Below are 24109 nucleotides of genomic sequence, written 5' to 3' on the forward strand. Positions count from 1 at the left end.
ATTTTCCTCTAACGATTTTCCAATAAGGCAATAATCTTTTTAAGCGATTGAATTTCTTGGTCTTTTTGGAGCAATAATGAGTCTTTATATGATATTAGTTCATCTTTATGAGAAAGGGATAATTTTAACTTCTCAATTTCAAGTAGAGTTGCCTCACTAATATTGCCATAGTTTGTGTAAATATAATCGCTGTTATCATTCATACAAAAAATAACGCCTTTGTCAGAATCAACAAGATCAGACAAATTCATATTAAAAATTTGGGCAATTTGCACTAATTTATCGTAATGTAATTTTGTTTCGCCTCGCTCAATTTTAGCGTAGCCACTTAATGACATATTCATCTTATCCGCCATTTCTTCCTGCGACCATTGACGAATTTCTCGCATTAAACGGATTTTATCGTGCATTCCCATTGATTTATTTCCTCACAAATTGAGCAATTCTAATGACAAATTAGGTGGTTTTTTGTCTTGTTTGATTCTGGTTGAAAATAAGGTTTTTTCTTAGAATTTTCCTGCATTTTGTAATGCAAACAATGTTATTTTCACACATTTAGAGGGACTTATCTATGAAAAAATTAGGAAAATTATCCGTATTAGTCGTTACAGCTCTTTTTGCTACAGGTTGTGCAACAATTATGAGTGAAAGCAACTATAACGTTAGTATTCAATCTAATCCAAGTGGTGCTTCATTTGTCATAAAAAATAGAGCAGGAACAGTCGTTCAAAGAGGGACTACGCCACAGAATGTTGTGCTAAAAGCGGGGGCCGGATATTTCAAAGGAGAAAAATATCAAATTACTTTCACTCCAAAGGGTAAGAAAGCAAGAAGCCAAACGTTTGAACTAGATACAAAACTTGATGGATGGTATTTAGGTGGTAACCTATTATTCGGTGGTTTACTTGGTTATCTAGTTATTGATCCATTAACAGGTGCAATGTATAAGTTACCTGAATATTTCTTAGCAGATCTGGGAGGAAATAGTGAAAGTGGTCTACATATTATTTCAACAGAGGTTTTAACCGCTGAACAGAAATCAAAATTACAGCCAATTAATTTATAAATAATGAAAAAGTTACTGATTACTGCCTTAGCCTCTAGTAGCTTGAGTGCATCTGTACTTGCTCAAAATAATACTTTTACGGGTTTTTATTTAGGGGCTGAATTAACTTCAACTAAGCATACTTTTTCTGTTCCTTATTCTGAACTTGGATATTCTTCAATCAATGGCAATTTTACAGCTAGTGGTTCCAGTGGAGCAAGATTTGGAGTTGTAACAGGTTATGGTTTTTATTTGGGCTCAACTGATTTTGTAGGACAAGCAGAGGCAAGTTTCGCTTTCTCGAATGCAAAAACGAAATCTGAGTTAGGAACTATTACAAAAGAGCAATTTGCAACAAGCATGGCTTATTTACAAGGCTATCGCCTCTTAGGCAATTTTTTACCCTATGTAAAAGTGAGTCTAAATGTAAGTTCATTTGATGTAAATAATGATGCTGTTTATGGGAATCGAGCTGTAATTAAAAATTCAGGAGCTTATGGCGTTGGTATCGGTGCAGGAATGAAATATGCAGCTACACCAGACTTTGATATTGGGGTTGAATATCATAAAGCTAATTTAAAAGGTCAAAATGATATTAGAATTAAAACTAAGAATATCACTTTAAGTGGCTCCTACCATTTTTAGCTTAATTATTGAAGCGGTTGTTTTTCCTCAGAAATTTGCAAATTTCTAGCTAAAAACAACCGCTTGTCTTTTTATCGGCGTTCGTAAATAAATTCTACGCCTTCGTCATCTTCTTCGGTCCAATCATCGTCCCAGTCGTCCCAATCTTCTTCGACAGGGTTTTGCATTGCCTCATTGTGGTAGTCTTCCCATTTGAATTTCACTTCTTCCGCTTCTTTATTTTCTTCCTCCACTTCGCGTGGGTTTGCTTCAATAAAGTCCATAATATCACGGGTGAGGGCTTGCACGTTTTGACCTGTAGCAGCAGAAATCAAGTAGTAATCGTCTTCCCAGCCGATTTGTTTAGCGATTTCTTTTGCTCGTTCCGCCGCTTCTTCTTCGCCAATGGTGTCAATTTTATTGAACACTAACCAAATTGGTTTTTCGGCTAACTTTTCGCTGTATTGATAAAGCTCGGATTCAATCACAGAAATATTGTGAGCAGGGTCGCTTTCGTCAATCGGCATAATATCCACTAAGTGAATTAAAATGCGACAACGCTCTAAGTGTTTTAGGAAGCGAATTCCTAAACCAGCTCCTTCCGCAGCCCCTTCAATTAAGCCAGGAATATCCGCCACCACAAAGCTGCGATCTGAGCCAACACGAGCCACGCCTAAACTTGGCACAAGGGTAGTAAATGGGTAATCAGCCACTTTCGGTTTTGCCGCAGATATGCTGCGAATAAAGGTGGATTTCCCCGCATTGGGTAAACCAAGCATACCCACATCAGCAAGTAACATTAACTCTAATAACAGATCACGTTTTTCGCCCAGCGTACCATTGGTTTTCTGGCGTGGCGCACGGTTTACTGATGATTTAAAGCGAGTGTTACCTAAACCGTGATAGCCGCCTTTAGCCACCAACATTTTCATACCGTGTTTAGTTAAATCGCCAAGCACTTCTTGAGTGTCGTTATCGATAGCACGGGTACCAACAGGTACTCGTAAAGTAATATCGTTACCACGATGACCTGTACAACCTGCACTACGACCATTTTCGCCACGCCCTGCGGCATAACGTTTCTCGAAACGGTAGTCGATAAGTGTGTTCAGGTTTTCGTCAGCGATTAAGTAAACATCGCCACCATCGCCGCCATCGCCACCGTCTGGGCCCCCTTTCGGGATATATTTTTCACGGCGGAAGCTCACACAGCCATTTCCACCATCGCCTGCTTCTACACGAATCAGGGCTTCGTCAATAAATTTCATTTTGTTGTCCTTTTTATTTGACCCCTCTCCCCTTGTGGGAGAAGGATAGATTTTTATTCGTTCAGAATAAAAATCAGGGAGAGGAGTATTTGCAAAATATTGAATAGAAATGACCGCTTGTTTCCCCTCTCTCTGCTTATTTCGCTGAACGCTCATAAGCGGTCTCAATACTCACTACGTTCGCTTCTTCGAAGCCGTTGGCAAAGCCAACGTTCAAACGCAAGCGTTTGTCCCACAAGGGGTGAGAGCGAATAACTACATCTTCTCTACCGTTTTAATACCTAATAAATCCAACCCTTGTTTCAAGGTTTTTGCCGTTAATGCTGCTAGTTTTAAACGGCTGTTTTTGGTTTCTTCTGCCGCATTTAAAATTGGGCAAGCCTCGTAGAAGCTCGAGAAACTACCTGCTAATTCATATAAGTATTGGCATAAAATATGCGGCATACCGTCTTTTGCTACACCATTTAAGGCTTCTTCAAACTGAAGCAATTTTACCGCTAAGGCACGCTCTTTAGGTTCATTGAGTTGAATAGAACCACTTAAGCCGTTTTCATCAATGCCTGCACGGGCAAAGATAGAGCGGATACGAGTGTAGGCATATTGCATATAAGGCGCAGTGTTACCTTCAAAAGTTAGCATATTGTCCCAATCAAAAACGTAGTCTGTTGTACGGTTTTTCGATAAATCAGAATATTTTACCGAGCCGATTGCTACCGCTTCAACCACTGCCGCTTTTTCTTCTGCGGTTAAATCGGTAGAACGCTCAGAAATTAATTTATCTGCACGCTCAACGGCTTCATCTAATAAATCTTTCAGTTTAACTGTGCCACCGCTACGAGTTTTGAACGGCTTACCGTCTTTGCCTAACATCATTCCGAAGAATGGGTGTTCAAGGCTGAAACTCTCTGGCACATAACCTGCTTTGCGAGTAATTAACCACGCTTGTTGCATATGTTGAGCTTGGCGGCTGTCTGAGAACACTAATGCACGATCTGCTTTTAGCGTTTCATAGCGATATTTTGCTGCCGCAATGTCGGTGGTGGTGTAAAGGAAACCACCATCTTTTTTCTGCACAATCACGCCCATTGGGTCGCCATCTTTGTTCTTAAATTCATCTAAGAACACCACTAATGCACCATCGTCTTCCACCGCTAAGCCTTTAGCTTTTAAGTCTGCGACAATTTCAGGTAACATCGGGTTGTAAAGGCTCTCGCCCATTACATCTTTTTCACTTAGCGTAACATTTAAGCGGTTGTAATTCTCTTGGTTGTGGTGCATGGTAATATCTACCAGCTTTTTCCACATTGTTAAGCAATATTCATCGCCACTTTGAAGTTTTACCACATAGTTGCGAGCTTTTTCAGCAAAGGCTTCATCTGAATCATAATGTTCTTTTGCTGCACGGTAGAAAGCTTCAAGGTCGCTAAGCTTTATTTCGCTAGCGTGTTCGTTTTCCATTTTTTCAAGGTAAGCAATCAGCATACCGAATTGCGTTCCCCAATCGCCAACGTGGTTGGCACGAATCACGTTATTGCCTAAAAATTCTAAGGTGCGAACCACCGCATCGCCAATAATGGTCGAACGCAAATGCCCAACGTGCATCTCTTTTGCCACGTTTGGCGAGGAATAGTCGATCACAATCGTCTGCGGATTTGCAGTTTTTATGCCAAAATTGACCGCTTGCAAGGCATTGTTAGTGTTCTCCGCCAGCCATTCCGGGTTTAAGAAAATATTGATAAAGCCCGGCCCTGCAATTTCTAATTTATCGGCAATGCCGTTTAAGTCGGCGTTATCTAACACTTTCTGAGCAAATTCACGCGGGTTCATACCTAATTTTTTCGCCGCACCCATCGCACCGTTTGCTTGATAGTCGCCAAATTCTGGCTTGCCTGATTGGCGAACTAATGGCTCAACATTGCTCTCTGCACCACTTGTCACCATTGCCTGTTTAATTTTATCTGATAAAATTTGTTGAATATTCACTGATTTAACCTATTAAATTTTATTTGCAAAAAATGGACAAGATTATAGCAGAAAATGCAAAATTTTTCGAGAAAATGACCGCTTGTTTTGGCGATTTATCGCAATTTGAGCAAAAAATTCAACAAATTGCTGAAATTGTAGGGGTTGATTTATCGCTTTATGAAATCGATCATCTAGCGGTACGAATGAATACAACAGAAACTGCTGAAAAATGGAAAAGTACCTTGCTTGAAGGGGCCTGTTTGCTGAAAGAAAGTGAGGTAAATGGCAGACCTATTGGTTTATTTACTTTGCAACAAGCAGTCAAATTTTGTGGACAATTTGTAAAGATTGTTGAGTTGCCTTTTCCTAAAAATAAGGTTTACCCACAAGAGGGGTGGGAGCATATTGAGATAATTTTTCCAATTTTAGAGGGAGAAACAGCAGAGCAATGGACAGCAAGAGCCTTGTCCCACTTTAATTTATCAGAAAATCCAGACATCAAGCTAAAAATTAGCCAACCGAAAGTAGTAGGGGAGCGTTTGCCAAATCCAAGTATTGCGATTACTTTGAAAAGTGTAACTTTTTGTAATCCTTATTGTCTAAAGCTGCACCCTTATGATATAAACAGCATAATTATGTCAGAAATGTAATTTTTAGGTTTTTAGGAGAATTAAAATGAGAAAATTAGCTTTAGCAGCGGCGTTAATGTCAAGTTTTGTGTTAGTTGGCTGTGCAAATACAGATGTTTATAGTGGCAGCGTTTACACGGGTAATCAAGCAAAAGAAGCTCGTTCTATCGCTTATGGCACAATTTTATCTGTGCGTGATGTTAAAATTCAAGCAGATAGTCAAGGTGTGATTGGTACTGTTGGCGGCGGTGTATTAGGCGGTATTGCTGGTAGCACTGTTGGTGGCGGTACAGGCCAAGCTATTGCAACAGCAGTAGGTGCGATTGCAGGTTCTGTAATCGGTAATCAAGTAGAACATAAAGCGAGCCAAGTTTCTTCATTAGAAATGGTAATTCGCAAAGATGATGGTAAAGAAATCGTGGTCGTTCAGAAGAAAGAAGACGGTTTTGTGCCTGGTAAACGTGTGAGAATTGTAGGATCTAACTCAGATATGAATGTGTCTCTTCTTTAATTTCAGTATTTTTTAGGTTTTTCTTGAGGATATAATAATGAGAAAACTTTCTTTAGCTGTATTAGCGTCATTAACTCTAGCTGCTTGTACCGCGGATGTTTATTCTGATAAAGGTAATGCAACAGTGTTATCAAGTAAACCATTATCAAATAAAGTAGTTGAATTAGTTGTTCAACGCGATAATGGCGAAACAGTAACTTTAACTCGTGAATATGATGCTCACGCAGCAGTTGGTGCTCGTGTTCATTTAGCTGATGAAATTAAAAACCAAGACGAAGATTTAAAAACAATCAGACGTTATGAGTTCAAATAATCAGTATTTATAATGCTATATAAAAACTGCCCCAAAATGAAAATTCTAGGGCAGTTTTTTATTTTACAAGCGGTCATAATTTGCAAATTTTTGACAAATTATGACCGCTTGCTTATGTAGAAAGATTATTTCACGGTAATGCGAGCAAATTTACGCTTACCAACTTGGTAAACAAAAGTGCCTTTCTGGGCATTTTGTTTCACATCTTCCACTTTTTCACCATCAATTTTCACACCGCCTTGTTGAGCAGAGCGGATTGCTTCAGAGGTTGATGGTACAAGACCGGCTTCTTTAAGAAGAGCGGCTAAACCAATTTCGCCTTCAAAGGTAAATTCAGGCATTTCATTAGGCATTGCCCCTTTTTGGAAGCGGTTGATAAATTCTTGCTCTGCGGCATCAGCTGCAGCTTCATCGTGGAAACGGGCAATAATTTCTTTGGCAAGCAGAATTTTGACATCACGCGGGTTTTTGCCGTTTGCGACATCAGTTTTTAACTGTGCGATTTCATCTAACGGACGGAATGAAAGCAGGTTGTACCAATCCCACATTAAATCGTCTGAAATCGACATAATTTTGCCGAACATTTCGTTTGGAGTTTCAGTAACACCAATGTAGTTGCCGAGAGATTTCGACATTTTTTTCTCGCCGTCTAAGCCGACAAGTAGTGGCAATGTCATCGCAACCTGTGGTTTCTGACCGGCTGATTTTTGTAATTCACGTCCAACTAAAAGGTTGAAAGTTTGGTCTGTACCACCAAGCTCTACGTCTGCTTTTAGTTCAACAGAGTCGTGCCCTTGTAATAGTGGGTAGATAAACTCGTGAATAGCAATTGGCTGCTGATTGGTAAAGCGGTTTTTGAAATCTTCACGCTCAAGCATACGAGCAACGGTGTAGTTGCTGGCTAGGCGGATCATTCCTTCCGTACCTAATTTACCTAACCAATCAGAGTTGAATACGATCTTGGTTTTTTGTGGATCTAAAATTTTGAAGATCTGCTCTTTGTAGGTTTCGGCATTGCGTAACACATCTTCACGGCTAAGTGGCGGACGGGTTGAGTTTTTGCCTGATGGATCGCCCACCATACCGGTGAAATCGCCAATTAAGAAATACACTTCGTGTCCAAATTGTTGGAATTGGCGAAGTTTGTTTAACACAACGGTATGACCTAAGTGGATATCCGGAGCGGTTGGATCTGCCCCTAATTTAATACGCAATGGGCGGTTTTCTTTTAATTTTGTAATTAAATCTTCTTCTGAATAAATGTTTTCGACACCGCGTTTAAGTTCTGCAAGTGTGGATTCGATAGATTGAGTCATTTATCTTCCTTCTCTAATCAATAAAAAATGTTTCTATTATAGCGGTATGAATTGAAATTGATAGGCTATAGATGAAAAAACGCCGTATTTTGTGGGGGAATACGGCGTAAAGAGTTGGAGTGATTACCTATTATTTTTGAAGTGCATTAATGATAATAATTCTCAAAAACAAAGTCAATGCTTTTTTTGAAATTTTTTGTTTGAATGCGAAAATTTTCTGCTAATGTAAAAATTAGCTCAAAAGAAAACCTCCGAAAGCAGTTATTTTTCGGAGGTTTTTGCAAATAGCCTTACTACCTTACTACATAGTTGCAATGTATTTCAACATCACACCGGCAGCAATGGCTGATCCAATCACACCAGCAACATTTGGCCCCATTGCGTGCATTAGTAAGAAATTCTGTTTGTCATACTCTTGACCGACCTTATTAGACACCCGTGCTGCCATTGGTACGGCAGACACGCCCGCAGAGCCGATAAGTGGGTTGATTTTGTTTTTACTAAAGCGATTCATTATTTTTGCCATAATCACACCGCTTGCAGTACCAATTCCAAAAGCAACAATACCTAATAATAAAATACCTAACGTTTGTGGTTGCAAGAACTTATCTGCTACTAATTTTGCCCCAACGGATAAGCCTAAGAAGATGGTTACGATGTTGATTAACGCATTTTGGGCGGTATCGTTTAAACGTTCTACCACGCCACTGGTACGTAATAAGTTACCGAAGCAGAACATTCCGAGTAGGGGAGCGGCATCTGGCAATAACAAGGCGACAAGTAGTAGTAATACAATCGGGAAAATGATTTTTTCACGGTTGCTCACGGGGCGTAGCTGCGTCATACGGATTTTACGCTCTTGCTCGGTTGTTAAGGCTTTCATAATCGGCGGTTGAATGAGCGGTACTAGCGCCATATAAGAGTAAGCAGCCACTGCAATAGCCCCTAATAATTCAGGGGCGAGTTTACTGGCAAGATAAATCGCAGTTGGACCATCTGCACCGCCGATAATCCCAATCGCCGCAGCTTGTGGCAAGGTAAAATCAATCAAGCCTAACCAATTTAAGCCTAATGCTCCTAATACGGTAGCAAAAATCCCAAATTGAGCAGCCGCACCAAGTAGCAACATTCTAGGGTTTGCGAGTAATGGTCCGAAATCGGTCATTGCGCCAACGCCCATAAAGATGATAAGAGGAGCAACACCATAGCCAATCGCCACTTTATAGAATAAGGCTAATACGCCAGCGGTATAGCCCATATCGCCTGCTATCACTTCTAATTCATTTTGTACAGAAGGGGCTGCAAGCGAAATTGCTTCCTTAAGTATATGAGGATCAAGGCTTGTGCTGTTTACTTTTGCGGCAATAACGGAGAGCTGTTCTGCTTGTCCGCTGTAGAGCAGATGATCTAATGCAGTCATCGCCATTCCAGCTTCGGGAATATTAGCCATTAAGCCACCGAAACCAATAGGTAAGAGTAGCAGAGGCTCAAATTTGCGAGCAATGGCAAGCCAAAGCAGGAGAACGCTCACGGCGATCATAATCACTTGTCCGAACTCGATGTGCATTATCCCCATTCCTTTAAATAGGGCAATAATACCTTCCATATACTACTCCTATACGATGCTCATTAACGTATCATTTACAGCAACCACGTCGCCTTGTTTCACGTTAATACCTTGAATAGTGCCTGATTTTGCTGCACAGATTTGGGTTTCCATTTTCATTGCCTCAAGAATCAGTAACACATCGCCCTCTGCGACTTGTTGCCCTTCTTTTACTTCCACCTTCAAAATATTACCCGCCATTGGAGCATTAACAGGCTCAGCATTTGCAGAAGCCGTATTTGTAATTTGTGGAACAGAATTGACCGCTTGTGGAGCCACTTGAGGAGCGGCTTGCGGTGCTGGAGCAGCTGGTGCAATATTGGTAATATCGCCACCCTCGCTAACTTTCACCACAAAGGCTTTGCCTTCAAGCTCAACGGTATAAACCGCTGAACCAGATTGCGGTTGGGCTTTTGGTGCAGGAGCTTGAGCAGGCTTCACATCATCAGCACTTGGTACAGGCTCAAATGCGGAAGGATTATTGCGGTTTTCTAAGTATTTCCAGCCCACTTGTTGGAAAAGTGCCACAATTAATACGTCATCAATGGTATTTTCAGAAAGTTTGATACCTTTTTCTTTTGCACTTGCGGTTACTTCTGCCACTAATTTTTCCAGTTCTGGCGGAAGATGATCGGCAGGGCGGTCAGTAATCGGCTCAGCACCTTCTAGCACTCTTTCTTGTAATGTTTTATTTACAGGAGCAGGTGTTTTGCCATATTCGCCTTTTAAAATCCCTGCGGTTTCTTTCGCAATGGTTTTGTAACGCTCGCCCATTAACACATTCATTACAGCTTGCGTACCCACAATTTGTGAAGTTGGGGTTACAAGTGGAATATTCCCCAAATCTTCACGCACACGCGGAATTTCTTGTAATACCAAGTCTAATTTATCAGACGCATTTTGCTGTTTGAGCTGGCTCTCAAGGTTTGTAAGCATACCGCCTGGCACTTGAGCCACTAAAATGCGGCTATCTACACCACGCAGTTGTCCTTCAAATTTTGCATATTTCTTACGCACGTTACGGAAATAAGCGGAAATTTTCTCTAATTCAGGGATATTTAAGCCAGTGTCATACGGCGTGCCTTGCAATGTTGCCACAATGGATTCCGTTGATGGGTGTCCGTAAGTGCCAGACATTGAAGAAATGGAGGTATCTACACCATCAACGCCTGCTTCAATCGCTTTTAGTAATGCCATTTCTGCCATACCTGTGGTTGAGTGGCAATGTAAATGCAGCTCGACATCGTAGCGTTTTTTAATTTCGCTGACTAATTCATAGGCTGCCATTGGCGTTAAAATACCCGACATATCTTTGATAACCAAAGAATCTACGCCAATTTCTAATAACTGCTCAGTTACTTCTAACCACGTTTGCAGGGTATGAACAGGGCTTGTTGTGTAGCTTAATGTACCCTGTGCGTGTCCGCCGTGTTTTTTCACCGCTTGTAATGCCGCTTGCATATTGCGAGGGTCGTTTAGGGCATCAAACACACGGAAAACGCTCATACCATTTGCGACAGAACGCTCCACAAATTTGTCCACGACATCATCAGCATAATGGCGATAGCCAAGCAAATTTTGACCCCGTAACAACATTTGCATTGGTGTTTTCGGCATCGCTTTTTTCAATTCACGCAAACGCACCCAAGGATCTTCGCCTAAAAAGCGAATGCAGCTATCAAAAGTTGCTCCCCCCCACGTTTCTAACGACCAATAGCCGATTTTATCCAGCTCGGCGGCAATAGGTAACATATCATCTAAACGTAAACGGGTGGCGAACAGAGATTGATGAGCATCACGCAACACCACATCGGTAATCGCAATTTTTTTCGGTTGAGTTGTCATAATCACATTCCTTTTAAACTGTATTAATTTTGTCCGTTGATTCGACGATGATGAGCAATCGCCGCAATAATAACAGGGCGTAAATGTTCTACATCATCTTGAGGTTGAGAGATTGGTGATTTTTGTTCTGGAACAGGTGTAGATTCTGGGAAGTATCGGTTAATCAGACTAGAAATAAAACTGATGGCATAAATGAGCAGGAACAAAAACAGGAGAACAAAGCCCATTCCTGCAAACATCAGATTTAACCCTTCGCCAAATAGTTCTGCGTTTGTCATAGAGTTATCCTTAATGATAAAAATGATATGTAAAATGTAGAAAAATTCTGGCTTAATTTCAAATGATTTAGTATAAAAATTTGTGGTAGATCACAAACTAAATAACAAGCGGTCAGATTTTGCCAATCTTTTGCAATTCGATATGCAAAAAAATTTGGAAATTTGACCGCTTGTCATTATTTTGCGATTACGCCATCAAGCTAGAAATGTATTTTGAGAGTGTCATCGCACTTAAAATAGCCATTAATATAACCACAATAGCCCCTGAGATAGTCATCCAAATCGGGTGTTTGTAATCGCCCACAATTTTCGTTTTATGTGCCGCAAGCAAGATTAAGCCCAGTGAAATTGGCAGGATTAAGCCGTTCAGCGTGCCGACAAACACCAATACTTGTGCAGGGCGACCAATGGTGGCTAATACTGCAGTCGAAACCACAATAAAGGCAACAATGAAGCAATTTTTATGTTTTTCGATAAATGGCGAGAACGAAGTAATGAAAGAAACGGAAGTATAAGCCGCACCGATAACAGAAGTAATCGAAGCTGCCCAAATCACCACACCAAAGATCATCAAACCGACATTACCGGCAACGTGGGCAAATGGGGTTGAAGCCGGATTTTTCGGATCAAGCTGTACACCCATTGACACCACGCCCAGCACCGCCAAGAACAGTACAACACGCATAATGGAGGCAATTAAAATCGCAGAAACCGAGCTTTTACTCACCTCTTTCAGATTTTCCTTACCTTTAATACCGGCATCAAGCAAGCGGTGGGCGCCTGCAAAGGTGATGTAGCCGCCCACCGTACCGCCCACAAGGGTAACAATTGCAATCACATCTAATTTTTCCGGTACGAAAGTATGCACTACGGCATCACCAAGAGGCGGATTCGCTTTTACCGCCACAAAGATGGTTAAGGCAATCATCACAAAGCCCATAATTTGAGCAAATCTATCCATTACTTTACCCGCTTCACGGAATAGGAATACGCCGACAGCAATCGCTCCGCTGATAATTGCCCCCATTTCAGGCGAAAGACCAGTCAGAATATTTAAGCCTAAGCCTGCACCGCCCACGTTACCAATGTTAAAGGCTAAACCGCCCATCACAATCAGCAGTGCTAAGAAATAACCCGCACCCGGTAATACGGCGTTCGCAATATCCTGAGCTTTCTTTTCAGAGACGGCAACAATTCGCCAGATATTCAGTTGAGCTCCAATATCAAGCAAGATCGAGAGTAAGATCACAAACCCGAAGCTGGCAAGTAGCGTTTGGGTAAAAGTGGCGGTTTGGGTTAAAAAGCCCGGCCCGATAGCGGAAGTCGCCATTAAGAATGCAGCCCCAAGTAAAGTACTGCGGTTGCTGGTTTTTGACATTATGTTTTCCTTTTGTTGTTTTTGGATTTGATAAAAATATATATCGAGCGTTTTTCTTGTTACTTTCTTTGTTTGTGCAAAGAAAGCACACCCCGATAAAATTGCTTTCCTTCGCTACATTAGGATGTGTTTCACGAAAAATTTACATTCGCTTTGCTCAGAGTAAATTTTTCTACACATTCTAATTCGCTCAGGCAATTTTGAGGGGGAATAACCATTATACAAGCGGCATTTTTTAGAAATTTTTGCGAAAATTGTCAAATGATGTTCCATTTTCCCGTCTGAGCGACTTGTGATTTCTAGGAAAATTTGTCGTATTTGAGCGTAGCGAGTTTACAAATTTTCCGTTAAGGAAATCACAACAAAGCGAAGTTCGGGTAGCCTTTCTTTTGGTTACTTTTCTTTGGCGAAGCAAAGAAAAGTAACAAAGATTATGGGCGGAGTGAGATATTACGCTCTCACCGCAATCCCCTTTTCCTCCAACTCCTTCCTAATCCGTTCGGCAAATGCCACTGCGTGTTCACCATCTCCGTGTAAGCAAATGCTATCGGATTTAATCGTTACATTATCGCCATCAACGGTTGGCACAGTGCCGTCTAGTACCATTTGTAATACTTGGCTGATTGCTTCGTCATCGCTTTCGACCATCGCATCATCACGGGTACGAGGCACGAGAGAGCCGTTAGCTAAATAGTGGCGGTCTGCGAAGACTTCGGAAATAGTTTGTAAACCGTGTTCTTCCGCAATAGTAAGCATTAAACTGCCGGATAAGCCCATTAATTTCAGGGCTGGATCGAACTGTTTGATGGTTTTTGCAATCAAGCCTGCTAAATGGGCGTCTTTGGCTGCCATATTGTATAAAGCCCCGTGTGGCTTGATATAATCCATCGCTACGCTTTCGGCATCGCACAAGGCTTTCACTGCACCGAGTTGATAAAGTAGGCAGGCGGTTAATTCTTCACCGGGCAGCTGCATATTGGTACGCCCAAAGTTTTCTCTATCCGGAAAGCCCGGGTGAGCCCCGACTCGCACGCAGTTTTCTTTTGCCCAATGAATGGCTTTACGCATTTCATTGTAATCGCCTGAGTGCAAGCCACAGCAGACATTGGCTGAGGTAACAAGTTGTAATAGGCGATGGTCATTGCCACAGCCTTCGGCTAAATCAACATTTAAATCAACCTGCTTCATCTACTTTTCTCCGAATGTTCACTAAATAATTTTGATCTTTTTGGTAAATTTCGACCGCTTGTTCACGGCTGACTTGTTCAAATTGCACCGCCGAACCAAACGGATTTTGGGCAAGTCGTCCGAGATCCGCTTGAATAATGCAGGCAATTTTCGGATAGCCGCCAGTAGTTTGAGCATCTGCCAACAAGATAATCGGCTGTCCGTCCGGTGGGACTTGCACCGTACCACTTGGAGCAGCATAAGAGAGCATTTCAAGAGGAGCGGTCAATTTCAACGCTTTATCTGCAAAACGGTAGCCCATACGATTGCTGTTAGCTTGTAACTTCCAACCTTGTTGCCAAAAGCGTTCACGGCTGTCGCTAGTAAAGGCTTCATACTCGCTGGAAGCGGTTGCCCGAATGCGAGCGGTAAAATCAATCGGCTCAATCGCAAGCATTGAAAGCTCGGTATCACGCAAGCCTGTCGGTAAGCTATCGCCCGCTTTTAACATTCTGCCGTGAAAACCGCCAAATTGGGCTTTTAAATCGGTACTCGCCGAGCCTAGCACTTGTGGCACAAGAAAACCGCCTGCAACACAAAGGTAGGCATAATTGCCTGTCGCAATCCGTTTTAAGGTTAAGGTTTGGCGGGCTTTGGCGGTATAACGGAAATAGGAAAAAACGGGCATTCCGTCTAATTCGGCTTCCACCAACGCCCCCGTAAAACAGAACGGCGTGTTGCAATCGAAAGTTAGTGTTAGCCCACCGGCGGTGATTTCGAGAGCAGGGGCATTATTTGCATTTTTTAGCAATAAATTGCCCGCTTGTAAGGCAAGGGTGTCCATCGCTCCAGCGTGGCTGATGCCTAAATGACGATAACCATATCGCCCTAAATCTTGAATATGGGCAAAGCCCTGTACTTTTTCAACATAAATCATAGGGTGATGCTCTCCGCCACAAATCGCACATTATTGCCGGCTGAAAGGAGCGTTGGCGGATTGTGCTGAATGTTAAATAGAGGTAACTCGGTGCATCCGAGCAGTTGCCAGCCACCGGGCGAAGTAAACGGATAAATCCCCGTTTGGCTACCACCAATGCCGACTGAACCTGCCGGTACTTTGGTTCTCGGCACATCGCGGCGAGGGGTATGAAGATTGGTTGGTAAGCCATTAAGATAAGGGAAACCAGGCTGGAAGCCGATCATAAATACGGTATAAGTTGGCTCGGTATGGCGACGGATAATTTCTTCCGCCGTCGTATTATGGAATTTTGCCACCTCAAACAGATCTTCGCCAAACTCGCCACCGTAATGAACTGGAATTTCAATTAAGCGGGGTGTTTGAGCCGATTGAACTTGATAACTTTCCCACAGTTGTTGAATTGTGGAGATCAAGGCTTTTGAATCTGTGGTTAGAGCATGGAAGACGGTAAAATTATTCATTCCAACTACTACTTCTGTCACATTTTCTAATGTTCTCGCCTGTTCAGCTACCGCCCAGATTTGTTGTTGTTTAGCAAGTTCGGCAGGCGGAGCAACTAAGCAGAGCAAGCTATGTTCACTGGTATGATGAATGGTTAGCATAACATTGTTCATAGATTGTTAAAAAAAGGTAACAACTTTTTACGCCGATAAATGCAGTCTGTCAATTTTATTTTGTTGAAAATGTGAGATAGCTCTTATTTTTCAGAAAGTTGATCACCTCTTATTCGCCAAAAAGTTGCAAATCTTGGCTTTCCGCTCTCGGTTAAGCCCCGATATTTATAAGTAACGGTTGAACCAATCGGTGGTGGATTTTCTCTCTCTTTATCTTTAAAACCGGAACCGATCCGAAATCGCCCTCGCTGATTTTCACAAGTGATCGCCCCTAATTTATCGGCATACTTGCCTTTACCTTTGTGATGTGCGATAACGGTACACTCTTCATCTAAAACAGGTTTGATTTTCAAAATTTGGGCTGAACGCCCTTGAATATATTCCGCATTGGGATTACGAACAACAACGCCCTCCCCACCTTTTGCTAAAATAGCCTGATAAAAAGTATCAAGATGTTCTTTGTTTTGAATAGGAATTTGCTCAATAATCTCAATATGTGGTGTAGAGTGCTGTGCGAGGTATTGCTTTAATGAATTGAGCCGTTCAAACAGATTGCCTTTTGCATTCGGTACATCAAATACCTGTAATTTGAGTTTATACCAGCCCTTTGGATTAGCAGCACGAACGGTGGCAGAAATCTCCTCAAATTTTCCCCGCTCGCTAAACAACTCACCGTCTATCGCAAACGGCGGAAAATCTTTCACAAAATAGTCCGGTGGATTTAGCGGATAGCCCTGACGACTCATCAGTTGCTTGCCGTCCCAAAATCCCCGCACGCCATCGAGTTTTTCGCTCATTACCCAGCCAGACAGATCTTGATCTTTATATTGCCCAAGCAACATCAAATCAGGCGATTTCGCTAAAACAGCAGGGCAGAGCAGTAATAAAAAGAGAAGTGTTTTCATAGTGCCTCCAAGAGTTGAAGGCACTATAAAATAAAGAAAGGAAAGCGTCAGAAAAGAAATTCAAATTTTCGATACAGCTCGCAAAATTTTCTCAAAAAAAGACCGCTTGTTGTTTAACGAACTGTTTGAATTAAGGCAGAAACGTCTTCGCTAAAGGTTTCTAGTTTCGCCATTTCTTCAATTTGGCTATGCGAATATTTCTTCGCATTGTAAACCACAACCATACTCACATCGCCCACCTGTAAGAAATTGGTTTCGCCAAAAGGCGTGTAGCGTGTTGCTCCAATACTAATAATAGCTTTGGTTGGATAATTCGCCTGTTTTAACATTTCAGCTATGTTATTCATCGGGCCTTCATCAGGCTGATTATTCATTCTATCGACAATCCAATCTAATAATTTTTGGTGGAAGTAGCTATATTCTACCGCAGGGCTATCAATACCATAAGCATTCAGTTCGCCATTACGTTTATGGAAACAAGCGATATTATAGTTATCTAATCTGCTGCCTTCGTTAAACGTATCAAGCTCTAACAAAGTAGCTGAAAGCCCTTTAGAAGAAGCTCCCCAGTTTTTCTTTTCACAGATTTTATTCGCATTTGGGCGACGAATAGAGCAGTCATTATAAGCACCAAAATGAGTTGGGGTAAGGGAAACAACCTGATTGCCTTGATAGCCGATTTCACAAATTAAGGCAACTTCAGGCTCGATTTGCAGATTGTCTGCATCTTCGGGGAAATTAATCGCCGTATTAGAAAGCGGATAGGTGGATAAGAACTGATAATCCCCTAAATTCTCAGCAGGCACATAAAATGGAAAAATGGCTTTTGGTTGCACAGCTTCAACGGTTTTGACTTTTACAAAATCCGCCGCCTCGCCAGCTTGCTCTAAGTGTCCGGCAAAATTACCCGCCACACTGAAACCGATAAAATGTTCCATAATCTACTCCTTAATTGGTAAAAGTTGGATAAAATTCTACCGCTTGTGGCAAAAAATTGCGAATGTTTATTTTGTTTCTTGAGCAAATCTGCTTTATTTTCATCGCTTAATAAACTAAGATTTTGGCAAAATGCTGTATTTAAAAGGAGTGATAATGAACGATAGCCAAATTCAACTTGCCCGTATTCTGGGTTCGCTGTTTTTCTATGCCCCGAGCGTGCCGCAAAACCAGCCGTTGGTGGCGTTATTTCAAACTGATGAGTGGCTGGCAGATTGTGATTTTTTAAGTGAAAGCAAGCGGTCGGAAATTCAGCAAAATCTGCAAAAAATCTCGGATGAACAGCTTGAAGCAGATTATCAAGCTCTGTTTATCGGGCCGAATGCTCTACCGGCTCCGCCGTGGGGATCAGTCTATCTGGATAAAGAGAGCGTGGTGTTTGGCGAAAGTTTGCTGACATTGCGGAAGTTTTTGCAGAGTAACGGTATTCAATTTTCGCTCAACCAAAATGAGCCGGAAGATCATATCGGTTTGATGTTGATGCTGACCGCTTATCTGGCGGAAGAAAACCCTGAACTGCTCAAGCCGTTTTTAGCCGAGCATTTTCTGACTTGGGCGTACCGTTTTTTTGAATTATTTAATGCTGAAAATGTGCCTTTTTATCAAGGGTTGGGGCGGTTAGCCGAAGCCCTGTTAAACGATTTGCAAAAAAGCTTGCAAATTCAACCGCTTGCATTGCAGCTCTACCGTTAGGCATCGCAATGGCAAAAGACGAACGCTATTACGCTGCCTATTTGGAGCATAACCGCATTTCACGGCGGGGACTGTTCCGTGCCTTAATTGGAGGTGGGCAGAAAGCCCAAGCGGAAAGTACAGGGGAATGGCTAAAACGCCAAGCCGCCCGACCGCCGTTTGCGGTAGCAGAACCGCTGTTTCTGAAAAACTGCAACGGTTGTGGCGAATGCGTCAAAGCCTGCCCTTACGGTTTGATTATATTGAAAGAGAGCAAAGCGATCCTTGAAATTGATTTTTCCGCTTGCGATCTCTGTGGCAACTGTGCCACTGCTTGTCCGAATGGGGCATTGGCAAGTAATACCCAGCCCGATACGGGACTACGCCCAACCTTTGATTTCTCCTGCCTCCGCCAGAACAATCAAGCCTGCTTTTTTTGTGAGACCGCCTGTCGAGAGCAGGCGATCTCCTTCGACCTCACCACCCGCAAAATGCAGCTCAACAGCGACAAATGCAACGGCTGCGGCGAGTGTAAAACCGCTTGCCCGCAGCATTATGTGAGTTTACAGGTGGGGTGAATGCCCCCTTTCCTTTTGTAAAATTTTGAGCAAATTTGACCGCTTGTTTTCTATTCTGCGAAATAGTCCAAACCTCTTGCGGTTTAGTCCAACTTTTTCTCAAACTTGACGAAAGTCAATAATTTGCCAGCCACTGCCCGTTATAGTTACCCCAAGTCGATTTTTTGTGGGGGGAACTATGAAACATCAATCTGAAACGCCACTGAATGTGGAGAGACGACAATTTTTAAAAGGCACGGCAGCAGTGGGCGGTATGGCACTGGCGGCTAATACGGTGCAAATTCCAATAGCGAAAGCAGACACCAAGCTTGAAATCAGCAAACCAAGCGAAGAAAAACTGGTATGGAGTGCTTGTACAGTGAACTGCCACAGCCGTTGTCCGCTGAGAATGCACGTAGTTGATGGCGTGATTAAATATGTGGAAACCGATAATCTTGGGGCGGATATTTATGACGATTTCCACCAAGTGCGAGCCTGTGCAAGGGGACGGTCGATGCGTCGCCGTGTGTATAATCCTGACCGTTTGAAATACCCGATGAAACGGGTCGGCAAGCGAGGCGAGGGCAAATTTAAACGCATTTCGTGGGACGAAGCCTTTGAAGAGATCGCCACTAATTTAAAACGGATCATCACTCAATATGGCAATGAGGCGTTATATCTGCCGTTTGCGACAGGCACGCTCGGGGCAACGGTTGCGGCAAGTTATCCACCACCCCGCAGCATTTCTAGCCGTTTTATGAACAGTATTGGTGGGTGTTTGGGGCATCACGGCACTTACAGCTATTCACAAATTTTTGAGGCCATTCCTTATATGTACGGCAGTAATGCCGGCAACAGCCCAACCGATATTGAAAATTCCAAATTGGTGGTCTATTTCGGTAACAACCCGGCGGAAACCCGTATGAGTGGTGGGGGCGTTACCTATCTCTATCAGCAGGCACAAGAACGCTCTCAGGCAAAAACCATTATGATCGACCCTCGTTATAACGACACCATCGCAGGGCGTGGCGAGTGGGTGCCGATTCGCCCGGGCACCGATGCGGCGTTAGTGGAAGGTATGGCGTTCGTGATGATTACCGAAAACTTGGTCGATCAAGCATTCCTTGATACCTACTGTATCGGCTACGATGAGAAAACACTGCCCGAATCAGCCCCGAAAAACGGCCACTATAAAGCCTATATTTTAGGCGAAGGAGCGGATAAAACCGCTAAAACCCCTGAATGGGCAGAACGTATCACAGGCATTCCGAAAGCTCGCATTATTGAGCTGGCTCGGGAAATTGCAGGTACAAAACCGGCCTATATCTGTCAAGGCTGGGGGCCACAACGCCACGCCAATGGCGAACAAGCGGCACGAGCGATTGCGATGTTAGCCTGTTTAACCGGCAATGTCGGCATTCACGGCGGTAACAGCGGTTCCCGTGAGGGCTTTTACACTATGCCGTTTGTGCGTATGCCGGTGGGGAAAAACCCGATTGAGGCGAAAATCCCGATCTTTATGTGGACGGATGCGGTAACGCATGGTTCAGAGATGACAGCTCTAACCGATGGCTTGAAAGGGGCGGAAAAACTCAATCAAAATATCAAATTTATTATGAACTACGCAGGTAACTGCATTATCAATCAGCATTCCGACATCAACCGCACCCACGAAATTCTACAGGACGAAAGTTTGCTCGAAATGTTGGTAGTAATTGATAACCATATGACTTCTACCGCCAAATATGCGGATATTCTGTTGCCGGATTGCACCACTTCCGAACAGGCGGATTTCTGTATGGACGGCTCGGCAGGCAATATGGGCTATGTGATTTTTGCCGATAAAGCGATTGAGCCACAGTTTGAATGCAAGCCGATTTATGAAATCTATGCCGGCATTGCCGAGAAAATGGGGGCAAAAGAGGCGTTCACCGAAGGCAGAACCCAAGAAGAGTGGTTGCGTCATCTCTATACTCAAACCCAAGAGAAAAATCCGTTCTTCAAAGATATCAGCTTTGAACAGTTCCGTGAGCAGGGCATTATCAAACAGAAAGATCCGAACGGGCATATGGTGGCGTTCAAAAAATTCCGCCAAGATCCGATTACAAATCCGCTCACCACCCCATCGGGCAAAATTGAGATCTACTCCGAGCGCTTGGCGAAAATTGCCGACACTTGGACACTGCCGGAGGGCGATGTGATTAGCCCGCTGCCGATCTACACCCGCCAATTTGAGGGCTGGGACGATCCGAAACGGGAGCAATTTCCGCTGCAATTAGTCGGTTTCCACTATAAATCTCGGGTGCATTCCACCTACGGCAATGTTGATGTGTTGCAACAAGCCTCTTTGCAATCGGTCTGGATCAACCCGATTGATGCGGAAAAACGGGGGATAAAACACGGCGATACGGTGCGGATTTTCAACGATCGGGGCGAAACCCGTGTGATGGCAAATGTCACGCCACGCATTATGCCGGGCGTTACCGCAATGGGCGAAGGGGCGTGGTATATGCCGGACGGTAATCGGGTCGATCACAACGGTAGCTTTAATGTTCTGACTACACAGCGACCATCGCCATTGTCAAAAGGCAATCCGCAGCACACCAACTTGGTGCAAATTGAACGAGTACAAGGCTAGGGGGAAATATGAGTAAAAAACAGTATGGCTTTTATATTGATTCACAGCGTTGCACAGGCTGTAAAACCTGTGAATTAGCTTGTAAAGATTACAAAGATTTGACCCCTGATGTCAGTTTCCGCCGTATCTACGAATACTGCGGCGGCGGTTGGAAGCAAGAGGGCGAAGCGTGGACACAAGATGTCTTCTCTTACTATCTGTCGATTTCCTGCAATCACTGCGAAAACCCCGCCTGTGCTAATGTCTGCCCAAGTGGAGCAATGCACAAACGGGAAGACGGCTTTGTAGTCGTCAATCAAGATGTCTGCATCGGTTGCCAATACTGCTCGATGGCGTGTCCGTATGGAGCCCCACAATTTAACCAACGCACAGGGCGAATGACCAAATGTGATGGCTGTTTTGAGCGGGTGGAGCAGGGCTTAAAGCCGATGTGTGTAGAATCTTGCCCACTGCGTGCATTGGATTTATTGCCGATGGACGAACTGCGGGCAAAATATGGCGAAATCAAAGATGTCGCCCCACTGCCGCCATCGCACTACACTAACCCAAATATCGCACTACGCCTAAACAACAACGCTAAACCGACCGACTTTGACGGCGGTTTCTTAGCCAACCCGAAGGAGGTTTAAAATGGGAGCAGGATTACACGAATTACCGTTGGTCTTCTTTACCGTCTTTGCTCAGGCGGTGGTTGGGGCGTTTATCGGGCTAAGTTTGATTTTAACCACCTCACAGGGTAAAACAGCGGAAAACCGCTTACACTATGTAATGGTGATTTTATGGGGCTTAATGGCATTAGGCTTTATTGCCTCCACCACCCACTTAGGCTCACCGGAACGGGCATTTAATGCGTTAAACCGAGTGGGAGCGTCAGATCTTAGCAATGAGATTTTCACCGGTTCCACTTTCTTCGCCTTAGGCGGAGCATATTGGGCGTTGGCTACCGCCGCCTTTTTGCAAAAAGATGGCGTACAGTTACCGCTTGTTAGCCCTTTGGCAAGCCTTATCGCCCCGATTACCAACAAGCTCCCGAAAGGCTGGGCGACTTTGGGCAGAATAATCGTGGCAATCAGTGGGATCGTGTTTGTCGGTGCGATGGCAAAACTCTATTTGATCCCGACCGTGCCGACTTGGAACACCATTTTCACCCCGCTCAATTTCAGCTTAACGGCGTTATTGGCAGGCTCGGCTTTAACCGTGCTGTTGCTCCAACTGGCAAAAGTACAAACAGGACAAAATTTATTTACCAAATTAACCGGCTTATTTGCGGTGGTGGCATTGATTGTGGCGTTCTTCCACTATCAACAGCTTGCTCAAACCAAAAATGCGATTTTTAACGCCTTAGATTTAGTGCCAAGCTATGCTGCCTACACCGTTCTGCGTTTCGGCTTGATTGCGGTTGGCGTGATAGCGTTGTTGATTAGCCTGAAAAAACAGGGCGTATGGTTCAATGGCTTAGGCTTTGTGCTAATTATTGCAGGGGAATTGATTGCCAGAACCCTGTTTTACGGCACACATATGACCGTAGGCTTAAAGGCTCTCGGCGGCTGACAAGCGGTGAGATTTCAAGGAAAATTTGCAAAACCCTGCTACGGCAGGGTTTTATTTTCTGCTCGATATTGGCTTGGCGAGCAGTGTTTATAGGCTTTAAATAATTTACTGAAATGAGCCTCAGATTGATAGCCGACTGCAAGGGCGATCTGTTGTACGGAAAGCTGGCTACTGTTGAGCAACATCTCCGCTTTGCGTAGTCGTAGTTCAGTGAGGAATTGCCCTGCCGATACGCCACTCTTCTCCTTAAATGCCCGAATAAAATTGGAGCGGGACATCGCACAACGTTCGGCGAGTAGATCCATCGACCACGCCGTTTCCGGCTGTTCAATCATCGCTTTTACCGCATTTTGTAGCCGTTTGTCTTGTAACAGGCTCAAAATACCGTGTTGTAGCGGTTGATGTTGCAAATAATCACGAATCAAATAGGTAAACAACACATTGGAAAGGGCGTTGATCACCGATTTATTGCCTAGCAAGTTGTCGCTCTCCTGTTGAAGTAGCGTGAGCAGGGCGAAAATCGAGGGATTATTGCTAGACAAGTGCCACTTCGGCAGTTCAAAAATAGGGTGGTTGGCTGCCGACCGATAGTGGAAATGACCGCAGAACATCTCAAAGTCGTGGCTTTGCGGGTGGTGGCAAAGAGTAAATCCCCCAAGTGTACTCTGCTGAATCGGGATAAGTTGATCGGGATTGACGGCGAGTAAAGTCGGGCAACTTGCCAGTTCGTGCTGTGTGCCATAAGGCAGAAAAATCACATCGCCGGCCTGTAAATGGTGGCATTTGCCTTCCAATTTCACACAACATTGCCCTTTGGAAATAATATGGAAGGCCCCTATCGGCTGTTCCGTTTGCGGATTTTGAATATGCCAATCGCCCTGAAAACGGCAGAGAACTTGGATATCGCCTTCAATTTGGTGCAGTTTGATAAAGTGATCTAAAAAATCCATTATGCCTCCATTATCCTATTTATGGCTGATTATACGAAGATTTGCAAAATTAATCTAAAATTTAACCGTTTGTTGCTGAAGTTTTTTTCAAATGGTTTAAACTTTCAACAAGCGGTTAATTTTTTAAAATTTTTTGCAACTTTTTTCAAAAATTCCCTTGCAAGGATTTTAGTTTTCCGTATAATGCACCCCACACAACGACGCGCTGTTGTGAACGGTTAGGTTTTAAGTTCAGTGCGTCGTTCTTTTTTGTTCTTTAACAATTTATCAGACAATCTGTGTGGGCACTTGTTGATTGACTT

Annotated in this window: 24 protein-coding genes; 10 read left to right on the forward strand and 14 right to left on the reverse strand. The window is 43.4% G+C overall.

The features are described from left to right. Positions 1–8: 8 nt before the first annotated feature. On the reverse strand, positions 9–416 hold the full coding sequence (locus ACERCG_RS09710; RefSeq protein WP_373611849.1) for a multiprotein-bridging factor 1 family protein: 408 nt from the start codon (positions 414–416) through the stop codon (positions 9–11). Between the two features lie 155 nt (positions 417–571). Between ACERCG_RS09710 and ACERCG_RS09715 the strand changes: the two genes are divergently transcribed. Beyond that, on the forward strand, positions 572–1066 hold the full coding sequence (locus ACERCG_RS09715; protein WP_373611850.1) for a hypothetical protein: 495 nt from the start codon (positions 572–574) through the stop codon (positions 1064–1066). Positions 1067–1069: 3 nt separating this feature from the next. Beyond that, positions 1070–1690, forward strand: a complete 621-nt coding sequence (locus tag ACERCG_RS09720) for an outer membrane protein (protein WP_373611851.1) — start codon at positions 1070–1072, stop codon at positions 1688–1690. Positions 1691–1761: 71 nt separating this feature from the next. Here the strand turns inward: ACERCG_RS09720 and cgtA are convergent, their stop codons facing one another. Both cgtA and argS read right to left on the reverse strand, forming a co-directional pair. Then, positions 1762–2937, reverse strand: a complete 1176-nt coding sequence (cgtA, locus tag ACERCG_RS09725; RefSeq protein ID WP_373611852.1) for an Obg family GTPase CgtA — start codon at positions 2935–2937, stop codon at positions 1762–1764. 255 nt (positions 2938–3192) lie between these two features. Beyond that, the gene (gene argS, locus ACERCG_RS09730; protein WP_373611853.1) at positions 3193–4920 is read right to left on the reverse strand and encodes an arginine--tRNA ligase; all 1728 of its coding nucleotides are present in this window, start codon (positions 4918–4920) and stop codon (positions 3193–3195) included. Positions 4921–4952: 32 nt separating this feature from the next. On the opposite strand from argS, the gene ACERCG_RS09735 reads away from it, so the two are divergent. From ACERCG_RS09735 to ACERCG_RS09745, 3 genes are read left to right on the forward strand one after another with little or no spacing between them, the layout of a single operon-like run. Beyond that, positions 4953–5552, forward strand: a complete 600-nt coding sequence (locus tag ACERCG_RS09735) for a VOC family protein (protein ID WP_373611854.1) — start codon at positions 4953–4955, stop codon at positions 5550–5552. A gap of 25 nt (positions 5553–5577) precedes the next feature. Then, entirely contained in the window at positions 5578–6042 is a 465-nt protein-coding gene (locus ACERCG_RS09740) for a glycine zipper 2TM domain-containing protein (protein ID WP_373611855.1), read from the forward strand. A gap of 37 nt (positions 6043–6079) precedes the next feature. Continuing rightward, positions 6080–6355: a deoxyribose-phosphate aldolase gene (locus ACERCG_RS09745; RefSeq protein ID WP_373611857.1), complete on the forward strand. Its 276-nt coding sequence runs from the start codon at positions 6080–6082 to the stop codon at positions 6353–6355. A gap of 125 nt (positions 6356–6480) precedes the next feature. Here ACERCG_RS09745 and tyrS read toward each other — a convergent pair whose 3' ends face one another. From tyrS to ACERCG_RS09795, 10 genes are all read right to left on the reverse strand, one after another. Next, complete coding sequence (gene tyrS / locus ACERCG_RS09750) at positions 6481–7671, reverse strand: tyrosine--tRNA ligase (protein ID WP_373611858.1); 1191 nt, start codon at positions 7669–7671, stop codon at positions 6481–6483. Between the two features lie 301 nt (positions 7672–7972). After that, positions 7973–9277: a sodium ion-translocating decarboxylase subunit beta gene (locus tag ACERCG_RS09755; RefSeq protein ID WP_373611859.1), complete on the reverse strand. Its 1305-nt coding sequence runs from the start codon at positions 9275–9277 to the stop codon at positions 7973–7975. A 9-nt stretch (positions 9278–9286) separates the two neighbouring features. Then, complete coding sequence (gene oadA, locus ACERCG_RS09760) at positions 9287–11122, reverse strand: sodium-extruding oxaloacetate decarboxylase subunit alpha (RefSeq protein WP_373611860.1); 1836 nt, start codon at positions 11120–11122, stop codon at positions 9287–9289. A 23-nt stretch (positions 11123–11145) separates the two neighbouring features. Continuing rightward, positions 11146–11400: an oxaloacetate decarboxylase subunit gamma gene (locus ACERCG_RS09765; RefSeq protein WP_373611861.1), complete on the reverse strand. Its 255-nt coding sequence runs from the start codon at positions 11398–11400 to the stop codon at positions 11146–11148. Positions 11401–11587: 187 nt separating this feature from the next. After that, on the reverse strand, positions 11588–12781 hold the full coding sequence (locus ACERCG_RS09770) for an NRAMP family divalent metal transporter (RefSeq protein ID WP_373611874.1): 1194 nt from the start codon (positions 12779–12781) through the stop codon (positions 11588–11590). A gap of 447 nt (positions 12782–13228) precedes the next feature. Continuing rightward, the gene (pxpA, locus tag ACERCG_RS09775) at positions 13229–13966 is read right to left on the reverse strand and encodes a 5-oxoprolinase subunit PxpA (RefSeq protein ID WP_373611862.1); all 738 of its coding nucleotides are present in this window, start codon (positions 13964–13966) and stop codon (positions 13229–13231) included. Beyond that, a complete protein-coding gene (locus tag ACERCG_RS09780; RefSeq protein ID WP_373611863.1) occupies positions 13953–14882 on the reverse strand; it encodes a biotin-dependent carboxyltransferase family protein in 930 nt (309 codons plus the stop codon). The genes pxpA and ACERCG_RS09780 overlap by 14 nt, the downstream gene beginning before the upstream one ends. Next, complete coding sequence (gene pxpB / locus ACERCG_RS09785) at positions 14879–15526, reverse strand: 5-oxoprolinase subunit PxpB (RefSeq protein ID WP_373611875.1); 648 nt, start codon at positions 15524–15526, stop codon at positions 14879–14881. Before pxpB ends, ACERCG_RS09780 begins: the two co-directional genes overlap by 4 nt. A 95-nt stretch (positions 15527–15621) precedes the next feature. Continuing rightward, positions 15622–16443 carry a DNA ligase gene (locus tag ACERCG_RS09790; RefSeq protein WP_373611864.1) on the reverse strand — a complete coding sequence of 274 codons (822 nt, stop codon included), beginning with the start codon at positions 16441–16443 and terminating at the stop codon, positions 15622–15624. Positions 16444–16556: 113 nt separating this feature from the next. Further along, on the reverse strand, positions 16557–17381 hold the full coding sequence (locus tag ACERCG_RS09795; protein ID WP_373611865.1) for a DUF5718 family protein: 825 nt from the start codon (positions 17379–17381) through the stop codon (positions 16557–16559). Positions 17382–17535: 154 nt separating this feature from the next. On the opposite strand from ACERCG_RS09795, the gene dmsD reads away from it, so the two are divergent. The 5 genes from dmsD to ACERCG_RS09820 all read left to right on the forward strand — a co-directional run bounded on the left by dmsD (position 17536) and on the right by ACERCG_RS09820 (position 22857). Next, entirely contained in the window at positions 17536–18132 is a 597-nt protein-coding gene (gene dmsD, locus ACERCG_RS09800) for a Tat proofreading chaperone DmsD (RefSeq protein ID WP_373611866.1), read from the forward strand. Positions 18133–18140: 8 nt separating this feature from the next. Continuing rightward, a complete protein-coding gene (gene napF, locus ACERCG_RS09805; protein ID WP_373611867.1) occupies positions 18141–18689 on the forward strand; it encodes a ferredoxin-type protein NapF in 549 nt (182 codons plus the stop codon). A 178-nt stretch (positions 18690–18867) separates the two neighbouring features. Further along, complete coding sequence (locus ACERCG_RS09810; protein ID WP_373611868.1) at positions 18868–21306, forward strand: DmsA/YnfE/YnfF family dimethyl sulfoxide reductase; 2439 nt, start codon at positions 18868–18870, stop codon at positions 21304–21306. 8 nt (positions 21307–21314) lie between these two features. Further along, positions 21315–21935, forward strand: coding sequence for a DMSO/selenate family reductase complex B subunit (locus ACERCG_RS09815; protein WP_373611869.1), 621 nt, complete (start codon positions 21315–21317; stop codon positions 21933–21935). 1 nt (position 21936) lies between these two features. Beyond that, entirely contained in the window at positions 21937–22857 is a 921-nt protein-coding gene (locus tag ACERCG_RS09820; protein ID WP_373611871.1) for a DmsC/YnfH family molybdoenzyme membrane anchor subunit, read from the forward strand. A gap of 38 nt (positions 22858–22895) precedes the next feature. Here the strand turns inward: ACERCG_RS09820 and ACERCG_RS09825 are convergent, their stop codons facing one another. Further along, the gene (locus ACERCG_RS09825) at positions 22896–23807 is read right to left on the reverse strand and encodes a helix-turn-helix domain-containing protein (RefSeq protein ID WP_373611872.1); all 912 of its coding nucleotides are present in this window, start codon (positions 23805–23807) and stop codon (positions 22896–22898) included. Positions 23808–24109 lie beyond the last annotated feature (302 nt).

Origin of the sequence: Mannheimia sp. E30BD (genome assembly GCF_041807785.1) — a bacterium.
Lineage (GTDB): Bacteria > Pseudomonadota > Gammaproteobacteria > Enterobacterales > Pasteurellaceae > Mannheimia.

Bases quoted from the DNA above. Each gene is read 5' to 3' on its own strand.
- ACERCG_RS09710 (WP_373611849.1), bottom strand. From the start codon at position 416: ATGGGAATGCACGATAAAATCCGTTTAATGCGAGAAATTCGTCAATGG.
- ACERCG_RS09715 (WP_373611850.1), top strand. From the start codon at position 572: ATGAAAAAATTAGGAAAATTATCCGTATTAGTCGTTACAGCTCTTTTT.
- ACERCG_RS09720 (WP_373611851.1), top strand. From the start codon at position 1,070: ATGAAAAAGTTACTGATTACTGCCTTAGCCTCTAGTAGCTTGAGTGCA.
- cgtA (WP_373611852.1), bottom strand. From the start codon at position 2,937: ATGAAATTTATTGACGAAGCCCTGATTCGTGTAGAAGCAGGCGATGGT.
- ACERCG_RS09735 (WP_373611854.1), top strand. From the start codon at position 4,953: ATGGACAAGATTATAGCAGAAAATGCAAAATTTTTCGAGAAAATGACC.
- ACERCG_RS09740 (WP_373611855.1), top strand. From the start codon at position 5,578: ATGAGAAAATTAGCTTTAGCAGCGGCGTTAATGTCAAGTTTTGTGTTA.
- ACERCG_RS09745 (WP_373611857.1), top strand. From the start codon at position 6,080: ATGAGAAAACTTTCTTTAGCTGTATTAGCGTCATTAACTCTAGCTGCT.
- tyrS (WP_373611858.1), bottom strand. From the start codon at position 7,671: ATGACTCAATCTATCGAATCCACACTTGCAGAACTTAAACGCGGTGTC.
- ACERCG_RS09755 (WP_373611859.1), bottom strand. From the start codon at position 9,277: ATGGAAGGTATTATTGCCCTATTTAAAGGAATGGGGATAATGCACATC.
- oadA (WP_373611860.1), bottom strand. From the start codon at position 11,122: ATGACAACTCAACCGAAAAAAATTGCGATTACCGATGTGGTGTTGCGT.
- ACERCG_RS09765 (WP_373611861.1), bottom strand. From the start codon at position 11,400: ATGACAAACGCAGAACTATTTGGCGAAGGGTTAAATCTGATGTTTGCA.
- pxpA (WP_373611862.1), bottom strand. From the start codon at position 13,966: ATGAAGCAGGTTGATTTAAATGTTGATTTAGCCGAAGGCTGTGGCAAT.
- ACERCG_RS09780 (WP_373611863.1), bottom strand. From the start codon at position 14,882: ATGATTTATGTTGAAAAAGTACAGGGCTTTGCCCATATTCAAGATTTA.
- pxpB (WP_373611875.1), bottom strand. From the start codon at position 15,526: ATGCTAACCATTCATCATACCAGTGAACATAGCTTGCTCTGCTTAGTT.
- ACERCG_RS09790 (WP_373611864.1), bottom strand. From the start codon at position 16,443: ATGAAAACACTTCTCTTTTTATTACTGCTCTGCCCTGCTGTTTTAGCG.
- ACERCG_RS09795 (WP_373611865.1), bottom strand. From the start codon at position 17,381: ATGGAACATTTTATCGGTTTCAGTGTGGCGGGTAATTTTGCCGGACAC.
- dmsD (WP_373611866.1), top strand. From the start codon at position 17,536: ATGAACGATAGCCAAATTCAACTTGCCCGTATTCTGGGTTCGCTGTTT.
- napF (WP_373611867.1), top strand. From the start codon at position 18,141: ATGGCAAAAGACGAACGCTATTACGCTGCCTATTTGGAGCATAACCGC.
- ACERCG_RS09810 (WP_373611868.1), top strand. From the start codon at position 18,868: ATGAAACATCAATCTGAAACGCCACTGAATGTGGAGAGACGACAATTT.
- ACERCG_RS09815 (WP_373611869.1), top strand. From the start codon at position 21,315: ATGAGTAAAAAACAGTATGGCTTTTATATTGATTCACAGCGTTGCACA.
- ACERCG_RS09820 (WP_373611871.1), top strand. From the start codon at position 21,937: ATGGGAGCAGGATTACACGAATTACCGTTGGTCTTCTTTACCGTCTTT.
- ACERCG_RS09825 (WP_373611872.1), bottom strand. From the start codon at position 23,807: ATGGATTTTTTAGATCACTTTATCAAACTGCACCAAATTGAAGGCGAT.